This window comes from Acinetobacter sp. YH12137 (assembly GCF_013418535.1).
Classification (GTDB): Bacteria; Pseudomonadota; Gammaproteobacteria; order Pseudomonadales; family Moraxellaceae; genus Acinetobacter.
Window position 1 is genome coordinate 1 of record NZ_VPBW01000043.1, and the last position, 20,745, is coordinate 20,745.

The window sequence follows — 20,745 nt, forward strand, 5'->3', positions numbered from 1 at the left end:
AATAATTCAAGTGAATTTGTTTGAAAGAAGAACTTTAAAAGCTTTATTTTCACCCGATAAAATACCCATAAAACAAGAGGAAGCTCATTTGAGCTTCCTCTTGTGAAAAATTGTGGGACAGCAATGATCGAAAGATTCCTTTTTTATTTTGACTATGTTATTTCTCAGCAGGCTTTGGCATCCGGCTGCACGGTTTTAGGCAACTCACGGCGTAGAATTTTACCGACTGCAGACTTTGGCAATCCAGACACAAACTCAATATATTTTGGCAGCTTATAACTGGTCAATTGTAGTCTCAGATAAGTCATGACTTCATTCTCGGTCAGACTGGTATCCTGTTTTACAATAAAGGCTTTCGGAACTTGTCCAGATTTTTCATCATCCACTCCAATGACGGCACATTCCAGTACTTTAGGATGTTTGGATAAAACGCCTTCCAGCTCATTTGGATAGACATTAAAGCCGGAGACCAGAATCATGTCCTTTTTACGGTCCAGAATGGTGATATAACCCTGCTCGTCCATACAACCGATATCACCTGTCAGGAAGAAACCATCTTTGGTAAATACCTGTGCTGTTGCTTCCGGTTGCTTCCAGTAACCTTTCATCACCTGAGGGCCGCGAATAGCAATTTCTCCAGCCTGATGAAGTGCTACAGGTTTTCCTTCATCATCCAGAATCTGAATTTCTGTGCCTGCCAATGGCAAGCCAATACTACCGCTAAAGCGCTTGCTTAAAGGTGGGTTAAATGTTGCCGTTGGTGAGGTCTCAGAAAGACCGTAGCCTTCATAGATATGACAGCCTGTGACTTCGTACCATAATTCTGCTGTATTTTTTAAAACAGATGCACCACCGCCTGTCGTGGTTTTTAGGCGTGAGTGATCCAGCTCGCGGAAACGTGGATGATGAGCCAATGCATTAAACATGGTATTCACGCCCGGAAACACCGTCGGTGGATGCTTATGATATTGATCTACCAATGCATCCAGATCTCTTGGATTTGGAATCAGGACATTGGCAAAACCGCGACTTAGTCCATAACTGAACAGGCAGATGGTAAAACCATAAATGTGATACAGCGGCAAGGCACAAAACACATATTCTTCTTCAGTGGCATAACGATCGCCAAAATGGCTAATGAACACCGTACTGTTCTGGGCAATATTAAATAAGATATTGCGATGACTGAGTTCAGCCCCTTTGGAAACACCTGTAGTCCCACCGGTATATTGCAGAATGACAGTATCTTCCTGCTGCTGTACAGGCGCTACAAAATCAATCACCTGTACCTGATCAATGGCCTGCTTAAAGTCAGAAAAATGTTTATCAGGATATTGCGCTGTTTGGCTATAAATTGAAACTGACTGATCCTGAATGAAATCGAGCGGATGGGTAGAAATCACATGTTTTAGCGCAGAACATTCATCCAGATTATTTAACTGTTCTAAGGTTGAGCCCAGAATAATCAAGGCTTCTGCTCCTGAATCCTGAACTTGATGATACAACTCACGCTGGGTGTACATCGGGTTTACATTCACCAGAATATAACCCGCACGAATAATCGCGAAAGTCGCAATCGGATATTGAATAATATTCGGCAACATCACCGCGATGCGGCTACCAGCTGCCAAGCCTAGATTTTGAAGATAGGTCGCCAGTTTCTGGCTATAAACGTCAATCTCCTGATAGCTGAACTTTCGATCCAGATAGAAAAATGCGGTTTTATCCTTAAATTTAAGCAGGTTCTCAGCAATCGTTGTGCTCAAAGTTTTATCAGGGCCAGGCCGGGTAAATTCCGGATTGACGTTCCATTTTTTATATTCTTCCATCCATGGCTGACTTGTCATTACAGCACTCCTATCCTTGATTTTAAATTTATTTTGTATTGTGAAACTTTATTTTGATTAAAAAATAATAACGTTATCTTTCCTCCTAAATCAATGCAATATTTGGCTAATTTCAAATTTTTACAAATAAAATCACGAATTTTATGGCTAATTATTTGGATATATTTTATCAATTAATAATATGTAATTTCTTATAGCGAAATAATAAATCAGTAAAAGCAACAAAAGAATGTGGATTCATTCTTATAAAACAACAACGTAACAAGAAAAGGATGTCGATGATGACATATGAAACTTCAGTGCTAGAAGCTGAACGGGTCACAGTTCAGCCTAAAAAAATATGGATGACCGCATTTATTCTATGTTTTCTTATTTTACTTGCAGACGGTGTTGATCTGGCTTTTTTGGCCTATAGCCTCACCAGTATCAAAGCTGAATTTAATTTAACCACCGTTCAGGCAGGGGCCTTAGGGAGCTGGAGTCTGGTCGGTGGAGTGATTGGCGGATTAATTGGCGGTTGGGCCTGTGACCGTTTTGGCCGGGTGAAAGTTATTGTATTTTATATGATTCTTGCTTCCAGCTTATCCTGCACCTTGGGCTTTGTAGAATCTTACCATCAGTTTTTAATTATCCGCAGTATTGCAGCTATTGGACTGGGTTCCCTATACATCGCCTGTAATACCTTAATGTCAGAATATGTTCCGACAAAATACCGGACAACTGTTCTGGCGGCACTTATGACCGGTTTTACCCTAGGTTCATTATGTGCAACTTTACTGGCGGGCTGGATTATTCCTGAATATGGCTGGCGTATGCTGTACTGGATTACCATTTGCCCGATCGTTCTGGCTTTTCTGCTTTATTTTCTTGTTCCTGAACCGGATTCATGGCTACGTTCACGTGAATTAAAACGTCAGGAAGCAGCTAGCAAAGTTAAGGTGAAAAAGCAGAATCCTTATAAAGTCATTCTCAAAGATAAAAATCACCGCTGGATGTTTTTACTATGGATTTTAAGTGCAGGTGCCCTGCAATTTGGTTATGCCGGTTTAAGTAACTGGTTACCTGCCTATCTCGAATCGGATCTGGGCATCAGTTTTAAGGCCATGACTGGCTATATGGTTGGCACGTTTATGATCATGATTTTTGCCAAGATCGTCGCAGGCATTCTGGCAGATCGTTTCGGACGACGTGCCTTGTTCGCTTTTGGAACCATGGGCACAGCCCTGTTTCTTCCGATTGTAATTTATTTCAATACACCGACCAATATTTTGTACCTGATGCTCATGTTCGGCTTCTTATATGGTATGCCATTTGCCATTAATGCCACGTATATGACTGAAAGCTTCCCTACTTCGATTCGTGGTACGGCTGTAGGTGGTGCATTCAATATAGGCCGTATCGGAGCAGTATTTGCACCACTCACAATTGGATATTTTGCTCATGGAGGTTCAATTGGAACAGGACTACTGGTAATGGCAGGCGCCTATTTTATTTGTGGTCTGATTCCTGCACTGTTTATACGTGACCGCTTATATGATCCGCAAAAAGCAGATTAATCTCTATCATCTTTTAATAAAAAACCAGTCAAATAGACTGGTTTTTTTTAATGAATAAAATTTAAAAATCAGACAACTTTTCTTTGAGCATTTTCCATGTATTCATAATGGTAACCACTGCGAATAAAATGCTGGTTTTTGTCTCTAAATGAATGCGCATAATCTGGCCAGACCAAAGTCAGCTTGCGACTCACTGGGTCCAGATACCAACTTTTACAGCTTTCTGATAACCAGACACTGCCTTGGGAAAGCTGCTGTAACTCTTGCATATAGCGATTTTCAGCGTTCTGATCGGCTTCAAAGACCTGAATCTGTTCCTGTTCAAAAAACTGCAAGGCGTCCAGTACCAGATCAAACTGGGTTTCCAGAAAATAAAGCGCTGAGTTATGCCCACTTCCGGTATTAGGACCATTCAGAATGAACAGGTTTGGAAAATTATGGACTGTCGTAGATTGATAACCCTGCATACCACTAGACCATTGCTGCTCCAGACTTAGGCCATGTTTACCCACTACCTTTGAGGCATAAGGTGGTCGTGCTGCTTCAAATCCAGTAGCAAAGACGATGATATCTGCAGAATATTCATTGCCTGATTTGCTGATTACACCGTCTTTTGTGATGGCGGCCAAAGCTGAATCTTCAAGCGTGACATTCGGTTTTAGAAAAGTTGGATAATAATCATTGGACAGCAATAAACGCTTGCAGCCTGGTTCATAATTCGGTGTGAGTTTTCGCTGTAATTCGGGATCTGGTATCTGGTGTTTCAAGAATTGCAGGCAGTTTTTCTTGACCCGCTCGATCTGGCTTTTCAGATTACGGCGCTGGGCAAAATTATATTCATTGCCCCAGAACAAGGAATGTCTTAACACTGCCATGCTGTCTGGTTCTTTGCGGAAGAGCTGTTTTTCTGACTCAGAATAAGGTCGGTCTGGTCGCGGCAAAATATACGGTGCACTGCGTTGCAATACGGTCAGACTTTTTGCTGTTTTGGCAATTTCTGGTACAAGCTGGACCGCAGAAGCCCCTGAACCCACTACAACTACGCGCTGGTTTTCCAGATTTACTTCGTGATTCCAGCGTGCAGAATGCATCACTTGACCTTGAAATTCGTCCAGTCCCGGAATTTGTGGCAGATGTTCATCTGCCAGATGCCCGGTTGCTGTAATTAAAAATTCTGCCTGATACAGACCGTTAGAGGTCTGAATATTCCAGATACGTTGTTTGGCATTCCAGCTAGCTTTTTCCAGTTGAGTCTGAAAATCGATATGTGGCCGGATATTTTCCTGATCGCAGCATTGGATTAAGTAACGCTGAATTTCTGCCCCTTGCGGAAAGACACGTGACCAATTGGGATTTTTAATAAACGAGAAAGAATATAAATGTGACGGTACATCACAGGCGACACCGGGATAGGTATTATCACGCCATGTTCCGCCCACTTCTGCGGCACGTTCAATGATTTTAAAATCGTGAATGCCCTGCTGTTTAAGACGGATCGCCATGCCTAATCCACCAAAACCGCTGCCTACAATTAAAATCTTGCTGCGCTGTCCTTGAGCTTGCATTATTTTTCTCCTTTTTTTAAGGCATCATGGGCTGGATTTTCTGATTCGCCGGATACTGTTCTGGATGCTGGCTAAACTGGTTGATCAGTTGCACCACTTCCGCTGGCGCTTCAATATGGATTGCATGTCCTGAAACTATTTCGATATAGCGGCTGTTCTGAATCGAAGCAAACAGTAATTTTGCTTGCGCTAAAGGCACCATCCGGTCTTCACGGCAAGCCACGATCAAAGTCTCCGCAGAGATGTTCGGCAAAATGGCGGTGATGTCAATGCGATAATTCAGTTCACGCTGTTTGGCTGCATCTTGAGAAGGCTTAACGAAGCATGCCAGATCCAACACCTGCTGTTCACTACGTGCAGACAAATAATCATCGCTATACAGGCAATAATTCACAAAATGCGGTAAAGCTGCGGATTGATCGTTAAATAGCTGTTGCCAGATCGTGGTCCGTAGTTGTTGCACCGAGCTGGTTTTTGCCCAACCTGCTAACAGAATCAAACGTGCCACGCGCTGTTTAAGACTCGCAGCTACTTGTGCAGCAATCACAGCACCAAGTGAATAACCCACCACAGTAATTGCTTCATCTTCTGCAACTGCATGCTGGATCAGTGCTTCAACTTGTTGACTAAAATCAGTCACTGCCAGATCGGCTTTATCTGGAGTATGCAAATCAAGCGATAAAACCCGCTGATGGATACCGAGCATGGGGAAAATATAGCTGAAATGTTTGTCCGTATTTCCACCCGTACCATGGATCAGAATGATGGTGGGATATGAGGATTTCTGTCCGACTTCATGATAAGTCAGTTGCAGATCACCATAAGGACATTGTCGAGTAATCGTGTCTAAATCCATATAGACTCCTGATCTTGTTGTTTTATGGCCGATGTAATACTGAAAAGTACCTATCGATATTGAGTTTTGTGCAGGATAAAAAAAGTAGTAACAAAAAAAGACCCACGATCGAGAGATTGATCGTGGGTGAAAGGATTAATCGAATTTAAACTCTTCAGGTGCAAGCAAGAACAGGCTCTCACCACCCGCCTGAATATTGGCAATGTGGGTTGAAGTTCTTGGCAGAATCCGGGCAAAGAAGAATTGTGCCGTTTTGATCTTCGCTGCATAGAACGGATCAGTATTACCTTCTTCAATCTTTTGCTGCGCCGTAATCGCCATTTTCAGCCATAAATACGAAGACACTACATAACCAGAGAAATATAGGTAATCGACAGATGCCGCACCGATTTCATTGGCAGACTGTTGTGCCTGAGCCTGAATCGTTTTGGTTAATTCTAGCCATTGCTCAGTCAACTGGCTCACTTGTGCAACCTGCTGGTTAAACTGGGCATGTTGCTGATGCTCTTTAACAAAGCCCTGAATCTCATCCGTTAATGCAGTGAGCAAACCCAATTTTGAACCTAGCACTTTACGCGCCAGCAAGTCGATTGATTGAATTTCAGTAGTACCTTCATACAGACTGGCAATACGTGCATCACGGGCAATCTGTTCCATGCCATGTTCAGCAATATAGCCGTGTCCACCAAAGACCTGCATACCATGTTTGGCAGCTTCTACACCTGTTTCGGTCATTAAGGCTTTAGCAATTGGGGTCAATAATGCCAGACGGTCTTCTGCAGCTTTCTTCTCTTCAGGATTATCCGTTGCTTCAGCGATATCAGCATACGTTGCCAGATAATAAGCCAAGGCACGTGAACCTTCTGCAAATACTTTTTGAGTCAGCAGCATATTGCGTACTGCCGGATGCACGATGATTGGATCCGCAGGCAGGTTTGGCTCTTTCGCACCTTCGAGTGAACGCATCGCCAGACGGTCTTTGGCATAAGCCAATGCGCCTTGATAAGAAGATTCAGCTGCTGCCAGGCCCTGAATCGCCGTTCCAATACGTGCAGAGTTCATGAAAGTAAACATGCAGTTCAAGCCGCGGTTTTCAGGCCCGATCAGGAAACCTTTGGCATTATCAAAATTCAGTACACAGGTCGCATTGCCATGAATACCCATCTTGTGTTCAATCGCGCTACACACCACACCATTGCGTGAAGCCACATTTCCAGCTTCATCCAGATTGTATTTAGGCACGATAAACAGCGAAATACCTTTAGTACCTGCAGGCGCATCCGGTAAACGCGCCAATACAATGTGTACGATATTTTCAGCCAGGTCATGCTCACCTGCTGAAATAAAGATTTTCTCACCGCTGATACTGTAGCTGCCATCTTCATTTGGTACCGCTTTGGTACGGATCAGGCCCAGATCAGAACCGGCATGTGATTCAGTTAAACACATGGTTCCGGTCCAGCGACCTGCAATTAAAGGTACCAGGAATTTCTGTTTCTGTTCATCGCTACCATGATGCTCTAAAGTACGCATCGCACCATGAGACAGGCCTGGGTACATACCCCAAGACCAGTTAGTCGCCGTAATAATTTCTGAAATAGCAATACGGTATAAGGTCGGGAAGCTTTGGCCACCATATTTTTCATCACCAGTTAATGAGGTAAAACCAAGTTCTACATATTTGTCATAAGCAGCTTTAAAACCATCCGGTGTAGTCACGACGCCATCTTGCAGACGACAGCCCTGCTGGTCACCTGTCGCATTAATTGGTAGAAGTTCGTTTTGGCAAAAATCAGCAGCGACTTCCAGATATTGTTCCATAATATCCATAGAAACTTTGTCTGCGAACTTTGCATAGCCTGCGTATCTCTGTTCAACATTGAGCAGATCTTTCAGGACAAACTTCATGTCTTTTAATGGCGCAATATAATTTCTCATCGTAATTCCCTTGTATGAGTTCTAATTTGTATATTTATGACAATTAATTTCATAATACGAAATTATGTTTTAGGTCGAATATAATATAAGTGCATGGATAAAATCTAGTCATGACATAAAAAATCACATTTAAAAAATTAAAACTTTGGTATAAAAAAGCCATTCGGTAATGAATGGCTTTTTATTAAATGATCAAAATAAATCGATCTAGCGCGGGAAAAACTGAGCCAAACGTTGCTGAACAATCTGTTCTGCTTCTTGCATGATATTGTCAATCAGCGTTTGACAGGTTGGAATGTCATGGATTAACCCCATCACTTGACCTGCTGTCAGTACGCCTGCATCTACATCGCCATTTTCCAAAGCCAGCTTGCCTTTTAAGCCACTAACATAAGGGCGAATCTGTTCAAATTCCAGATTTGGATCTTCACCCATTTTAACGACGAGATCAGATACTGCATTCTTTGCAACACGCGCAGTATTTCTAAACTGACGATAAAGTAGATGCGTTGCTCGTTCATCATTCTCGACATAAAACTGCTTGATGTTTGGATGGATCGGCGCTTCTTGTGTGGCACAGAAACGTGTCCCCATATTGATCCCTTCAGCACCCAAAGCAAGTGCTGCCACCAGACCACGACCATCAGCAAAACCACCACTGGCCACAATCGGCACAGTAAGTTGATCAGCTGCTGCAGGAATCAGGATCAGCCCGGGAATATCATCTTCACCCGGATGGCCGGCACATTCAAAACCATCAATCGAGATCACATCCGCACCGATTCTTTGTGCTGAAAGTGCATGACGGACTGAGGTACATTTATGAATCACAATGATGCCGTGCTGTTTAAAGGCCTCAATATGTTCATGCGGCTTGTTGCCTGCCGTTTCTACAATCTTGATCCCACTTTCAATAATAGCCTGACGATATTCGGCATATGGGGGTGGATTTACAGCGGGCAATAAAGTCAGATTCACTGCAAAAGGCTGATCGGTCATTTCACGGCAACGTGCAATTTCCTTGGTCAGCGCTTCAGGCGTAGGTTGCGTCAATGCCGTCAGCGTTCCCAAACCACCTGCATTGGAGACTGCACTGGCCATTTCTGCGGTACCGACCCACATCATGCCGCCCTGAATAATCGGATAGCGAATGCCTAAAAGCTCGGTGATACGCGTTTGAATTTTCATGAATGCTCTCCTTAGCGTCCGGTAAATTGTGCAGGGCGTTTTTCGACAAAGGCCTGCACACCCTCTTTGTAGTCCTGGCTACTTAAGGCCAAGTATTGCAGGTTTTGTTCCAGCTCCAGTTGCTGATCCATGCTATTTTCAGCACTGCGTTGCAAAGCCTGTTTGGTTAAGGCCAGTGCATAGGTCGGCTGTCGTGCCAGTCGCTGTGCAAGCTCATCGATATAAGCATCAAATTCTGCATCAGGGATCATTTTCCAGACCATACCCATTTCAGCCGCTTCTTTGGCATGTACAGGCTCACCAAGTAAAGTCAGTGCCATGGCACGTGCATAGCCGATCAAACGCGGCAACATCCAGGTGCCGCCGGCATCAGGAATTAAGCCAATTTTAGAAAAGGCTTGAATAAATTTGGCACTTTCCTTGGCAATAACCAGATCGCAAGCCAGCGCGATATTGGCCCCTGCACCGGCAGCCACACCATTTACTGCCGCAAGCACCGGTTTGGGACTTTTACAAATCAGGTTGATCAAAGGATTATAATATTTGGCTAGAGAGCCTTCGGGAGGCAACGGCACACTACCGAGCTGCCCGGCACGTTCTTTTAAATCCTGTCCCGCTGAAAATGCCCGACCATTACCACGAATCACAATCACCCGAATATCCGAGTCTGTATTCCAGCTTTTCAGCACCTGCTGCACTTCCTCATGCATTTGCCGATTGAAACTGTTCAGTGAATCTGGACGGTTAAAACTTAAAGTGGCAACGCCTTGCTGAACCTGGGTCTGAATCATTTCCCACATCATCAATTTCCTTATTTTTTTGTCTGTATCTCTACAATTAATAGCCTTTATTGACATCCACCTGATGACACAAATCCAGGCCCTGATTTAATCGGCGGTCATTTTCCAGTATCTGCTCTACCACCACAGACATTGGGGCATGTGAGGCAACATGTGGTGTCACCACAATTTTTTCATGCTGCCAGAATGGATGGTCCACAGGTAACGGCTCCTGCTCAAACACATCAACAATCGCACCACGAAGATGACCTGAATCCAGCGCATCCAATAAATCCTGCTCGATTAAATGCTGGCCACGCCCGACATGAATCAAAGCCGCCTGTTCAGGCAGTTGCTGAAATAATTCAGCAGAAAGAATACCGGTATTTTCTTCAGTAAGTGGTAGTAGGTTAATCAGAATCTGACTTTGAGCCAGGAATTCGGAAAGCTGTTCTTGGCCCACATAACTTTTGACTTGATTAATGTCTTTTGGGGAATTCGACCAACCAGAGACTTGATAGCCCATGTCTGCGAAACGTTCTGCTACGTATCCGCCCATATGCCCCAGTCCCATAATTCCGACCTGAATATGATGGCTATAGCTCTGGCGATACTGCTTCCACAGCTGCTGCTTTTGCTGTTGGATCATGCGGTCAAAATAACGCTGAAAATACAGCACGCCCCAAAGCAAATAATCAAACATGCCCTTTTGGTGATGTGGATCCAGTACCCGGCAAACGGCTTGATCTGGGCGTACAGCATTTAAGTTTAAATGTTCTACCCCAGCAGCAATCGAATGAATCAGGCCAAGCTTTGGTAGCTGCTGCACTTTTTCCAGATCTGGAAACCAGGCAGCAACCGTGGTTGCCTGTTCAGCTTCAGGGCTGTCAACTGTACAGAAACTACCAGCTGGCGCATATTTTTGAAAAGACTTGACCAGAATGGCTTCAATATTTGGTACAGAACTGGAAATAACAATCATGATGCATACTCCGTATATTGATGCTCAATCAGGGACAAAGCGGCCTGCCAGGCACGCTGTAAAATCGGTTCAATGAGAGGACTGGCGAACTGTTTGGCTGTTTTAATTCGGACTTCTTCAGCTGGATAATGCAACTCGGCACCGCCGCTTAAGGCCTTCACCTGTGCCTGACAGGCGCGTTCCAGGAAATAGATTTCATGAAAAGCCCGCGCAATGGTTTCCCCAGCTGTTAATAGCCCGTGATTGCGTAAAATCATGGCACGATGGTCGCCCAAGTCCTGAATCAAGCGTTCTTGTTCGTCAGTTGAAAGCGCAACGCCTTCATATTCGTGATAGGCCACATGCTGATAAAATTTCATGGCATGCTGGGAAATTGGGAGAAGGCCGTGTTTCTGCGCAGAAACAGCAATTCCATCCGCGGTATGCGTATGAATGACACAGTTCAGATGAGGATGCGCGTCATGAATTGCAGAATGAATCACAAAGCCAGCCATATTGACTGGCTTGTCTTGTTCATAGCTTTCTACCACCTGCCCTTCATGATTAATCTTCACCAGCGTTGAGGCACGCATTTTTTCAAATGCGACCCCATATTGATTAATCAGAAAGCAATCTGGCTGATCTGGAACTCTTAGGCTGATATGAGTATCAATCAAGTCAGTCATCCGATAATGCGCAATAATGCGATAAAGCGCAGCCAGTTCACAGCGTGCCTGCCATTCAGCAGCTGTAACGAGATTTTTTATTGTCATCATTCCATCCTGGAAAAATATAGCATTTCGATCACTATCTGTTATATCATAATTTTAGAAAAACAGAATATTATTTCATAAAGCGAAATATTTTATTAAAGGGAAGTTATATGACTACAGCTCAAATGAATGGACTTGAATATCTAACTGCAATTAAAAATGGCGAATTGCCTGGTTCAGCGATGGGACAACTGATTCCCATGAAACTCAGTGTCGTCCGTGAAAACTACGTGGAATATGAAGTTTATCCAGATGAACGTCATTTCAACCTACAAGGTGGCATTCATGGTGGATTTTGCGCTACTGTTCTGGACAGCGTAACAGGTGCAGCGGTTCATACCACAGTTGATGCTGGTGTCAGTTTTTCTACTATTGACTTGAATGTCAAAATGCTCAAAGCCATGAAAAATGGCGAAACTTATACTGCCATTGGTGAAGTGATCCGCATTGGTCGTAATGTGTTGACTTCAGAAGGCCGAATTGTAGATAAAGACGGTAAACTTTATGCTTTCGGTTCAGCAACTTTATTGGTTACTGGCCGTAAATAATCCTTACGCTGATTTAAACAATCCCTGCATTTGCAGGGATTTGTATTTCTATATAAATAGCCCAATAAAAAATGCCATGCATATCATCTATACATGGCATTAATACGATAACTAAAGCTGTTATGCAGCTTCAGGGTTTTCAATCACCATCGCCAGGCCTTGACCCAGACCGATACACAGGCTGATCACGGCATATTTTTTACCAGTACGCTGTAATTGACGCGCAACAGTTAAAGCCAAACGCGCACCTGAACAGCCTAGTGGATGGCCAATCGCAATGCCACCACCATTTGGGTTGACACGCGGATCATCAAAAGCCACATCCAGACCTTTCAGGCAAGATAACACCTGGCTGGCAAATGCTTCATTGATCTCGATAATGTCCATATCATCTAGCGTCAAACCTGCACGTTTTACAGCTTTTTTGATTGCTTCAATTGGGCCCGCACCCATGATGCGTGGCTCAATGCCAGCGGCTGCAGAAGACAGAATACGAGCTAAAGGTTTTAAGCCATACTGTTCCTGAACTTTTTCACTGCCGATAATCAGTGCTGCAGCGCCGTCATTGATACCTGATGCATTACCTGCAGTCACAACACCACCTTCGAAAAGCGGTTTTAACTTGGATAATGCTTCAAATGTTGAAGATGGACGTGGATGTTCATCTTCAGTCACTAATTTAGGCGGCAATTTACGCCCTTGTGAAACTTCAATCGGAGTAATTTCACCTTCAAAGAAACCTGCTTCTTTTGCAGCTTGATATTTCGCTTGTGATGCAGCAGCAAAAGTATCTGCCTGTTCACGCGTAATGCCAAACTCTTCAGCGACGTTATCACCTGTTTCTGGCATGCTGTGCGCGCCAAACTGGTCGGTAAATTTACGGTTCGGGAAACGTGTACCAATCGTGGTGTCATAGATTTTTGCATCACGTGAATACGCGCTTTCAGCTTTAGCCATTACAAATGGTGCACGCGTCATGCTTTCTACACCACCTGCAATATACAGCTCACCTTCACCTGCGGTAATAGCACGTGCTGAATCAATCACAGCACCCAAGCCTGAAGCACAAAGACGGTTTACCGTTTGACCCGGAGCTGTCACTGGCATACCTGCAAGCAGTGCCGCAAAACGAGCCACGTTACGGCTGTCTTCACCGGCCTGATTGGTGCTACCAAAGATCACATCTTCTACGTCAGCTGCTGGAATACCGGTTTTTTCTAACAGTTTTTTAATAACTGTTGCTGCTAGATCATCTGGACGTACAGTTGCCAGGCTTCCTGCGTGGCGACCGATTGGTGAACGTAAACCATCATAAATATATGCATTTAACATGAGTGTTATTCCTTTAACTTTCTAATTAATGTGTTGTATGAACAAGTGGTAGACCAAGCTGAACACGGCGACGTAACCAAGGACTTGGACGGTAACGCTGGTCACGGGTAATCGCAGTCATGCGATCCAGAATTTTCAGGATTTTTTCAGCTCCCAGCACATCCCCCCACTCAATTGGGCCATATGGATAACCAAGGCCTAACTTCACGGCAACGTTAATGTCTTCTACAGTGGCAACACCTTGCTGGGCAATATCACAGCCAAGATTCACGATCATGGCCAAAGCACGCTGAGCCACAAAGCCGACGCTTTCCTGAATTGTGCTCGCAGTCACACCATCCAGATTGAAAATCGATTGTGCTGCGGTTACCAGTTCAGCTTTGGTCACAAACGTTGGCATTAAAGTACGGTGTTTATTCAGACCGTAAAGCAGATCAATACAGACTACTTGCTGCGGAGACACCTGATAGCGGACTGCGGCTGAAGTTGCATCTTCACCATAAGTCGCAATCAGAATTAAAGCATCTGCTGAAGGTGTTTCAGTCTGCTCGATCTGAATATTGAACTGCTGCAGATATTGCTCAAGCGCCTGACGGTCTTCGCTATATTCTGTACCTAACCAAACCGATGGATATTGATCCAGCTTTTCAACCAAGGTTGGAGCCACATCACCTACTTTGCTCCCTGAGGTATAATCGTAAAAACCTTTACCGGTTTTACGACCTAGCTGTTTAGCAATAAAACGCTGGCGGGTAATCACGCTTGGGCGGTAACGCGCTTCTTCATAATATTGGTGATAGATCGATTCACTCACTGGATGAGATACATCCATCCCGGTCAGATCGCCTAACTCGAATGGCCCCATCTTGAAACCGATCCCGTCACGGTAGATGCGATCAATTTCATAAAATGGAGTGACATTTTCATTCAGAATTGCATAGGCTTCGCTACCAAAGGCACGACCTGCATGGTTAATGATAAATCCTGGAGTGTCTTTAGCTTTTACCGGGCGATGTCCCATCTTGGTCGACAGCTGAGTAAGTGCATCCACAATATCAGCACGGGTATTAAAACCTTCAATGACCTCAACCACTTTCATCAGTGGAACCGGGTTAAAGAAGTGATAACCGGCAACGCGTTCCGGCTGGCTGCAATTGGCAGCAATCGCACTAATGGATAGTGAAGATGTATTGGATGCCAGAATCGCTTCAGGTTTCACAATGCCTTCAAGTTGCTGCATCAGCTTTTGTTTGATTTCCAGATTTTCAATAATCGCTTCAACGATTAAATCGCAATCTTTCAGATCTTCGATCTGATGAGCAATCGATAAATGAGCAAGATCTTCAGCAGCTTTTTCATGGCTGAATTTACCTTTATCAGCCAAGGTATTTAATGTTTTAGCCAGCTTTTCCTGTGCCTGTTCAGCAGCACCCGCTTTGGCATCAAACAACACCACATCATGACCGGACTGAATCGCGATTTGGGCAATGCCCGCACCCATGGTACCTACGCCAATAATACCGATTTTCTGAATTTGAATGCTCATGCTTATCGTCCCTGATAATTTGGTTTACGTTTTTCGATAAAGGCTTGCATACCTTCTTTTTGATCTTCTGAAGAAAACAGCATCTGGAAAGATTTACGTTCCAGCATTAAGCCAGCATTGAGTGGCACATCTTCAGCCAGTAAAGCCACTTCCTTGATTTGTTCAAGCGCGATTGGCGGCATTTTTGCCAGACCTTCAGCCATTTTGATTGCTGTTGCCAGGGTTTCACTGTCTTCCGTTACTTGAGACACCAGGCCAATCTGATAAGCTTCCGGCGCTGGTACCAGACAACCCGTCATAATGATGCGCATCGCATGGAATTTACCCACGGCACGGAATAAACGCTGTGTACCACCAGCACCCGGCATTACCCCTACTTTGACTTCAGGCTGACCGAACTGGGCACTTTTTCCGGCAATAATAATGTCCGCATGCATCGCCAGTTCACAGCCACCACCCAATGCATAACCGTTTACTGCTGCAATCACCGGCTTTGAACACTGCGCAATGGCTTGCCAGTAACGCTCAGTACGACGTTGCATCATCTGGATCGTTTCAGCATTGGCTAATTCTTTAAGGTCAGCGCCTGCAGCGAAATCAGTTTCACCGCCAGTGAGAATAATGGCACGGATATTTTCATCGTCATTCAATTGCAGAAAAGCCGCAGCCAGTTTCTGACGCACTTCTGTATTCAGGGCATTTTTAGCTTCTGGACGATGGATCTTGACCATCGCCACATGTGTCGAGATTTGCTCTACTTGAACTACCTGTTCCATCAAAAATCTCCATTTATTTTGTATAGCGAAATTATATTTTATATAAAACTACGGTTTCTAGACCCATAAATCAAGATTTTTTCTCTCAAAAACTCAAAAAAGTTATTTTTTAATAAAAATTAGAGTAAAAACTCTTGTTCAGTTGGCTATTTTATGATTAATTGATTTCGCAATACGGAATTAATTATTTAATTCGAATTTTGGTTATTCATTTATGTAAATATTAACCACAATACAAAATAAAAAAATTAATTTCCGTCATAAGGATACTACGTTGTTCAGTGATTTTTCACTCAAGGTGAAACGGAAAAATCAGATCCAGCCTGATCGTAACAGGGCGAATGCGCACAGACGCTTAGACCTTAGATGAGGAAAATGCTTTTCCGTGAGGAAGAAAATGGATTTAGCGGTAGCAGAGGAATGCTACTTTAATATATAGAGGATATAAGAATGACAAGCGATACCATCGTAGCTGAGGAAACTAAAACGGGGGTCTCCTCCGACGACACCGTTAAGCAGGCACCTAAACGCCTGTGGATGACGGCCTTTGTCTTCGCTTTTTTGATTTTACTATGTGACGGTGCAGACATTGGTATTCTGGCTTTCAGCTTGACCAGTTTGAAAGCAGAATGGGGGCTAACTTCTGTACAGGCCGGTGCCTTGGGAAGTTATTCTCTTTTGGGTATGGGGATCGGTGGCTTTATTGGCGGATGGGCCTGTGACAAATTCGGTCGCGTACGTGTCATCGTATTGGCCACTATTTCCTTCTCGATTTTGTCTGCCTATTCAGGTTTTGCCCAGTCTTATCAAGAGTTTGCGATTTTACGCACCCTTTCGTGCTTAGGTTTAGGCTGTTTATATATTGCCTGTAATACCCTGATGTCAGAATACGTACCGACCAAATACCGTACTACAGTATTGGCAACATTAATGACTGGTTTCACTTTAGGTTCATTGGTGATTACCATGGTTTCTGGCTGGATTATTCCCGAATTCGGCTGGCGTATGCTGTACTGGGTGACAATTGCCCCATTAGCTTTGGGTATTTTGATGCACTTTATGGTACCAGAGCCAGAGTCATGGAAACGTGTCCGTGAAATGAAAAGAACTGGTCAGATCGTGGATAATGATGCCAAAAAAGGCAATCCATATATCACCATTCTTAAAGATAAGACCCATGGCAAGATGTTCATCTTATGGTCTTTCAGCTCTGGTTTCCTGCTATTCGGTTATTTCGGTGTAAGTAACTGGTTACCAAGTTATCTTGAAGCTGAATTGGGCATTAAATTCAAGGAAATGGCGTTATACATGGTAGGTACCTTTATCACCATGATGTTTGCCAAAATCATTGCAGGTTATGTGGCTGATAAAATTGGTCGCCGTATTGTGTTTGCTTTCGGCACCATGGGAACAGCGCTGTTTATTCCTGTCGTGGTGTATATGCACAATGCCGATAACATTGGTGTGCTGATGCTGATCTTCGGCTTCCTGTACGGTATTCCATATGCGATTAATGCAACCTATCTCACTGAAAGTTTCCCAACTGGGGTTCGTGGTACAGCAGTCGGTGGTGCATTCAATATCGGTCGTATCGGTGCAATCTTCGCTCCAATTACCATTGGTTATCTTGCGATGAATGGTTCGATCGGTACGGGTCTATTGGTGATGGGTGCAGCTTACTTCCTATGCGGTTTGATTCCTGCCCTGTTTATTAAAGACCGTTTATACGATCCACAAAAAGCAGAATAAATTTTTAACTCTGGAGAGTTGTAAATAAACAGCTCTCGAGAATCCAAATTTTATGACTTTAATATCGAATCCATATGCTTTGACCTGAACAGGATGTTTCTGGGTTGAACGAGACTCGTATTCATCATTTAAAAGTCAGCATCTCTGCATTTAGCAATTAGAGCAACGATAAGGAAAGATTTTCCTTCTTAGATATCAGAAAATTTCTTTAGGGATTAAGAAATGAAAAAATTAGTTTTAGCGACATTATGTGGTATTGCTTCAGCACAGGCATTTTCAGCAGAAGCGTCTGAAGACCGGATGCAGTTTTTAGAATCACAGTTAAAGCAAATCCAGGCCGAATTGGAACAGCAAAAAGCAGCACAACTTGCGTTAAAGAACCAGCAAGAAGAAGCCAAAGCACAAGACTCTAAAACTTTGAGTTCAATGGTAGACAATGTCGATGTCTATGGATTGATTCGCTTTGATGGCGCAGTCGATTTCAAAAGTACCACTGAAGCTCGTGGCCGTACCATTAACCAGATTAATAAAGTGCCTTTCACTGAACCTGACTCTACCCGTTCAGATTTTACTGCAGCTGCCAGCCGAATTGGTTTCCTGGCGAAAGACTTGGGTGGAAACCCGAATGTTTCTGCACGCTTAGAAGCTGACTTCTGGACCAATAATGGTAAAGGCGATGGTGGATTACGTATTCGTCATGCACATTTAAAATACTATAACTGGACTTTTGGTCAGGCCTGGTCATTGATGTCTACACCGGAAATTAGTACTGAAGCTGTCGATTACAGTTTATTGCTGGGTGGATCAGTCCTACGTACGCCTCAAGTCAGCTATGCTTTCAAACTTGATCCGGAAAATACCTGGAATGTAGGTCTGGAGTATATGGCCGGTGGTGATCGCTCTTCTGCCTTGCCTGCTTTAACCACTAAATATGTTCATCAATCAGGTCCGCTGCATTTATTGGCTCAAGGCTTTGTCAATCAAAAGCAGGCGCAAACAGATACAGGTGATATTGAAAAAGTTGGTTGGGGTGTAGGCCTTGGTGGACGTTATCATCTCAATGATCAAAACTCGATTCAGGGTAACTATTTCCATATGGTCGGCGACCAGCGTATTGCAGCTTTCTTGACTCAAGGTTCAACCACCGACGGTGCTGCCTGGGGTGGAGATTACTCAGTCGATCCAATCAATAATGAACTTCTACTGAATGAGTTTAATAGCTTAAATATCGGCTTTACACATAAATTCACGCCGAAACTACGTAGTAGCATTAATGCTAGCGTTGTTGATTTTGATGATTCCAGCGACTATGCACGCGCGAATCCTGAAACCAATAAACGTTTAACTGACTATGTAGCAAACGTGATTTATTCTCCAGTTCCAAAGGTTAATCTGGGCGCAGAATATCACCACGGTAAGCGTGAAACTTTTGATAATCGAGAAGCGGATGTTTCTCGTGTGAACTTATCAGCGACTTATAGTTTCTAAAGCCTCAGGAGACAAGGATGTCAGCTCAAGGGCAAATTTCAAGAAAGTTTATGTTTATGATGGCTATGACCTGCGCACTTTGCGCAGGTTGTAACTATTTTAACCAGCCATTAATTTATTCTATCGCAGAAGATCTGCATATCAGTGTGGCCGAGTCTGGCTGGACTGTCGTTTTAACCCAGATTGGTTATGCCACTGGGTTATTTTTGTTTGTACCTCTAGGCGATTTATTTGAAAAACGTCTCTATATTTGCAGCCTCATGCTATGTACCGGACTGGCACTGATCGGACTTTCTGCCAGTACTAATCTGCATATGCTCTATGGTTTTACCCTACTCGCCTCTTTTTGTTCGATTACCACTCAGATTCTGATTCCTTTTGCCGCTAACCTGTCTCAACGAGAAAAAAGTGCTGAAGTGGTCGGCCTGCTGATGAGTGGTGTTCTAGTCGGTATTCTATTTGCCCGAACTGTATCAGGACTGATTTCTACCTTATGGTCCTGGCATGCCGTTTACCTATTGAGTGGCTGTTCTATTCTCTTGCTCAGCATCGCCATGTGGTATCAGTTACCTAAAGCGAAAAGCCAGCTACAAATGAGCATCTTGCAGATTTATCGCTCACTATTTACCTTTGCCAAAACCGAACCGATGCTGATTCGACGCAGCATCATTGGTGGTTTGGGCTTTGGTATGCTGAGTATTATTTTTACCACCATGACTTTTGTACTGGCGGAAGCCCCCTACCATTTTAATGATTTCCAGATTGGGTTAATGGGCATCGTTGGTATAGTCGGCATCTGGTCATCACAATGGACCGGTAAAATGATTGGTCGACATCGGGAAAAATGGGTCGCACAACTCGCTACCACAGGTTTAATTCTGGCCTGGATTCCCTTGTTTTTTGCGCAAAGCTATTTATGGGTATATATCATTGGATTAATTCCTGCCTATTTTGGGATTTCTTCGCTACATGTTTTAAATCAGAATCTGGTATATCGGATCTCAGTGCAGGCCCGTTCCCGTATTAATGCAATCTATATGACCTGTTATTTTTCAGGTGCTGGAATCGGTGCATTTCTATCGCTAAACCTATGGAAAATGTACGGCTGGTCAGCCTGCGTTGCATTGGGCTTTGTCTTTGCCCTGCTCATCTTTAGTATTAACCGTTACGACCTAAGCCGAGAACGCAATCTGGTCAATATCCAGTCCCAGTCATAATCAATCTAAACTCATACCTTGTGCACTCATAGAATATAAGATTGGGGGCGCAGTACATGACACATTATCTCTGCATTTCTATTTTGAATTCTTTGCTGTGAAATTTAGGACTGCTACCCAGTTTAAAAAGAACTCACTGCTGCCAGCATCATTTTCAAGCCAAGTATTGAATACTTTTTTCACTTAAATAGAGAATGTTCCAAAACCATAATTACTTGGAGATTTATTCTTATTTCATATGGACATTTTTTTCTGATCTAGAGTTAAATGAGACTACATAAAACCGTAGAACATTGCTTATTCATTGAGCGTGAAATATGAAAAATTATAAAAAAAGCCCAATCTGTGACGAACGGGCTTTTTATTATATAGTAAGCCTATGATTTATAAAAATAAATAAAAATACTTCCGTATAACGTGTATTATGTTAATTTTAGATAAACTTACCAATTCAGCTATATACAAGATTTCATAGCCTAAGAAAAGAGAGACCATTAGGTCATTGCTGTCCCACAATTTTTCACAAGAGGAAGCTCAAATGAGCTTCCTCTTGTTTTATGGGTATTTTATCGGGTGAAAATAAAGCTTTTAAAGTTCTTCTTTCAAACAAATTCACTTGAATTATT

Annotated in this window: 16 protein-coding genes; 5 read left to right on the forward strand and 11 right to left on the reverse strand. The window is 43.4% G+C overall.

What is annotated here, in order from left to right:
• Positions 1-164: 164 nt before the first annotated feature.
• Entirely contained in the window at positions 165-1,847 is a 1,683-nt protein-coding gene (locus tag FTU72_RS14375) for an AMP-binding protein (RefSeq protein WP_180033664.1), read from the reverse strand.
• A 281-nt stretch (positions 1,848-2,128) separates the two neighbouring features.
• On the opposite strand from FTU72_RS14375, the gene FTU72_RS14380 reads away from it, so the two are divergent.
• Positions 2,129-3,403, forward strand: coding sequence for an MFS transporter (locus FTU72_RS14380; RefSeq protein WP_159123585.1), 1,275 nt, complete (start codon positions 2,129-2,131; stop codon positions 3,401-3,403).
• Positions 3,404-3,471: 68 nt separating this feature from the next.
• On the opposite strand, the gene FTU72_RS14385 is transcribed toward FTU72_RS14380, so the two are convergent.
• The 7 genes from FTU72_RS14385 to FTU72_RS14415 form a co-directional block, all read right to left on the reverse strand.
• The gene (locus tag FTU72_RS14385) at positions 3,472-4,968 is read right to left on the reverse strand and encodes an NAD(P)/FAD-dependent oxidoreductase (RefSeq protein ID WP_179993387.1); all 1,497 of its coding nucleotides are present in this window, start codon (positions 4,966-4,968) and stop codon (positions 3,472-3,474) included.
• Positions 4,969-4,984: 16 nt separating this feature from the next.
• A complete protein-coding gene (locus FTU72_RS14390; RefSeq protein WP_179993388.1) occupies positions 4,985-5,824 on the reverse strand; it encodes an alpha/beta fold hydrolase in 840 nt (279 codons plus the stop codon).
• A 135-nt stretch (positions 5,825-5,959) separates the two neighbouring features.
• The gene (locus FTU72_RS14395) at positions 5,960-7,762 is read right to left on the reverse strand and encodes an acyl-CoA dehydrogenase C-terminal domain-containing protein (RefSeq protein ID WP_180032200.1); all 1,803 of its coding nucleotides are present in this window, start codon (positions 7,760-7,762) and stop codon (positions 5,960-5,962) included.
• Positions 7,763-7,969: 207 nt separating this feature from the next.
• Complete coding sequence (locus tag FTU72_RS14400; RefSeq protein WP_179993390.1) at positions 7,970-8,950, reverse strand: nitronate monooxygenase family protein; 981 nt, start codon at positions 8,948-8,950, stop codon at positions 7,970-7,972.
• An 11-nt stretch (positions 8,951-8,961) separates the two neighbouring features.
• On the reverse strand, positions 8,962-9,750 hold the full coding sequence (locus tag FTU72_RS14405; protein ID WP_179993391.1) for an enoyl-CoA hydratase-related protein: 789 nt from the start codon (positions 9,748-9,750) through the stop codon (positions 8,962-8,964).
• A gap of 37 nt (positions 9,751-9,787) precedes the next feature.
• On the reverse strand, positions 9,788-10,711 hold the full coding sequence (locus FTU72_RS14410) for a glyoxylate/hydroxypyruvate reductase A (protein ID WP_179993392.1): 924 nt from the start codon (positions 10,709-10,711) through the stop codon (positions 9,788-9,790).
• Positions 10,708-11,463 carry a class II aldolase/adducin family protein gene (locus tag FTU72_RS14415; RefSeq protein WP_159123591.1) on the reverse strand — a complete coding sequence of 252 codons (756 nt, stop codon included), beginning with the start codon at positions 11,461-11,463 and terminating at the stop codon, positions 10,708-10,710. The genes FTU72_RS14410 and FTU72_RS14415 overlap by 4 nt, the downstream gene beginning before the upstream one ends.
• Positions 11,464-11,573: 110 nt before the next feature.
• On the opposite strand from FTU72_RS14415, the gene FTU72_RS14420 reads away from it, so the two are divergent.
• The gene (locus tag FTU72_RS14420; protein WP_179993394.1) at positions 11,574-12,011 is read left to right on the forward strand and encodes a PaaI family thioesterase; all 438 of its coding nucleotides are present in this window, start codon (positions 11,574-11,576) and stop codon (positions 12,009-12,011) included.
• A 120-nt stretch (positions 12,012-12,131) separates the two neighbouring features.
• On the opposite strand, the gene FTU72_RS14425 is transcribed toward FTU72_RS14420, so the two are convergent.
• From FTU72_RS14425 to FTU72_RS14435, 3 genes are read right to left on the reverse strand one after another with little or no spacing between them, the layout of a single operon-like run.
• A complete protein-coding gene (locus FTU72_RS14425; protein ID WP_179993395.1) occupies positions 12,132-13,343 on the reverse strand; it encodes a 3-oxoadipyl-CoA thiolase in 1,212 nt (403 codons plus the stop codon).
• A gap of 25 nt (positions 13,344-13,368) precedes the next feature.
• Positions 13,369-14,889, reverse strand: a complete 1,521-nt coding sequence (locus tag FTU72_RS14430; protein ID WP_179993396.1) for a 3-hydroxyacyl-CoA dehydrogenase — start codon at positions 14,887-14,889, stop codon at positions 13,369-13,371.
• A 2-nt stretch (positions 14,890-14,891) separates the two neighbouring features.
• Complete coding sequence (locus FTU72_RS14435) at positions 14,892-15,665, reverse strand: enoyl-CoA hydratase (protein ID WP_004785705.1); 774 nt, start codon at positions 15,663-15,665, stop codon at positions 14,892-14,894.
• Between the two features lie 450 nt (positions 15,666-16,115).
• On the opposite strand from FTU72_RS14435, the gene FTU72_RS14440 reads away from it, so the two are divergent.
• The 3 genes from FTU72_RS14440 (at position 16,116) to FTU72_RS14450 (ending at position 20,119) form a co-directional block, all read left to right on the forward strand.
• Positions 16,116-17,414, forward strand: coding sequence for an MFS transporter (locus FTU72_RS14440; RefSeq protein WP_179993397.1), 1,299 nt, complete (start codon positions 16,116-16,118; stop codon positions 17,412-17,414).
• A gap of 222 nt (positions 17,415-17,636) precedes the next feature.
• Positions 17,637-18,902, forward strand: a complete 1,266-nt coding sequence (locus tag FTU72_RS14445; protein ID WP_159123597.1) for a DcaP family trimeric outer membrane transporter — start codon at positions 17,637-17,639, stop codon at positions 18,900-18,902.
• 17 nt (positions 18,903-18,919) lie between these two features.
• Positions 18,920-20,119, forward strand: coding sequence for an MFS transporter (locus FTU72_RS14450; RefSeq protein WP_159123598.1), 1,200 nt, complete (start codon positions 18,920-18,922; stop codon positions 20,117-20,119).
• Positions 20,120-20,745 lie beyond the last annotated feature (626 nt).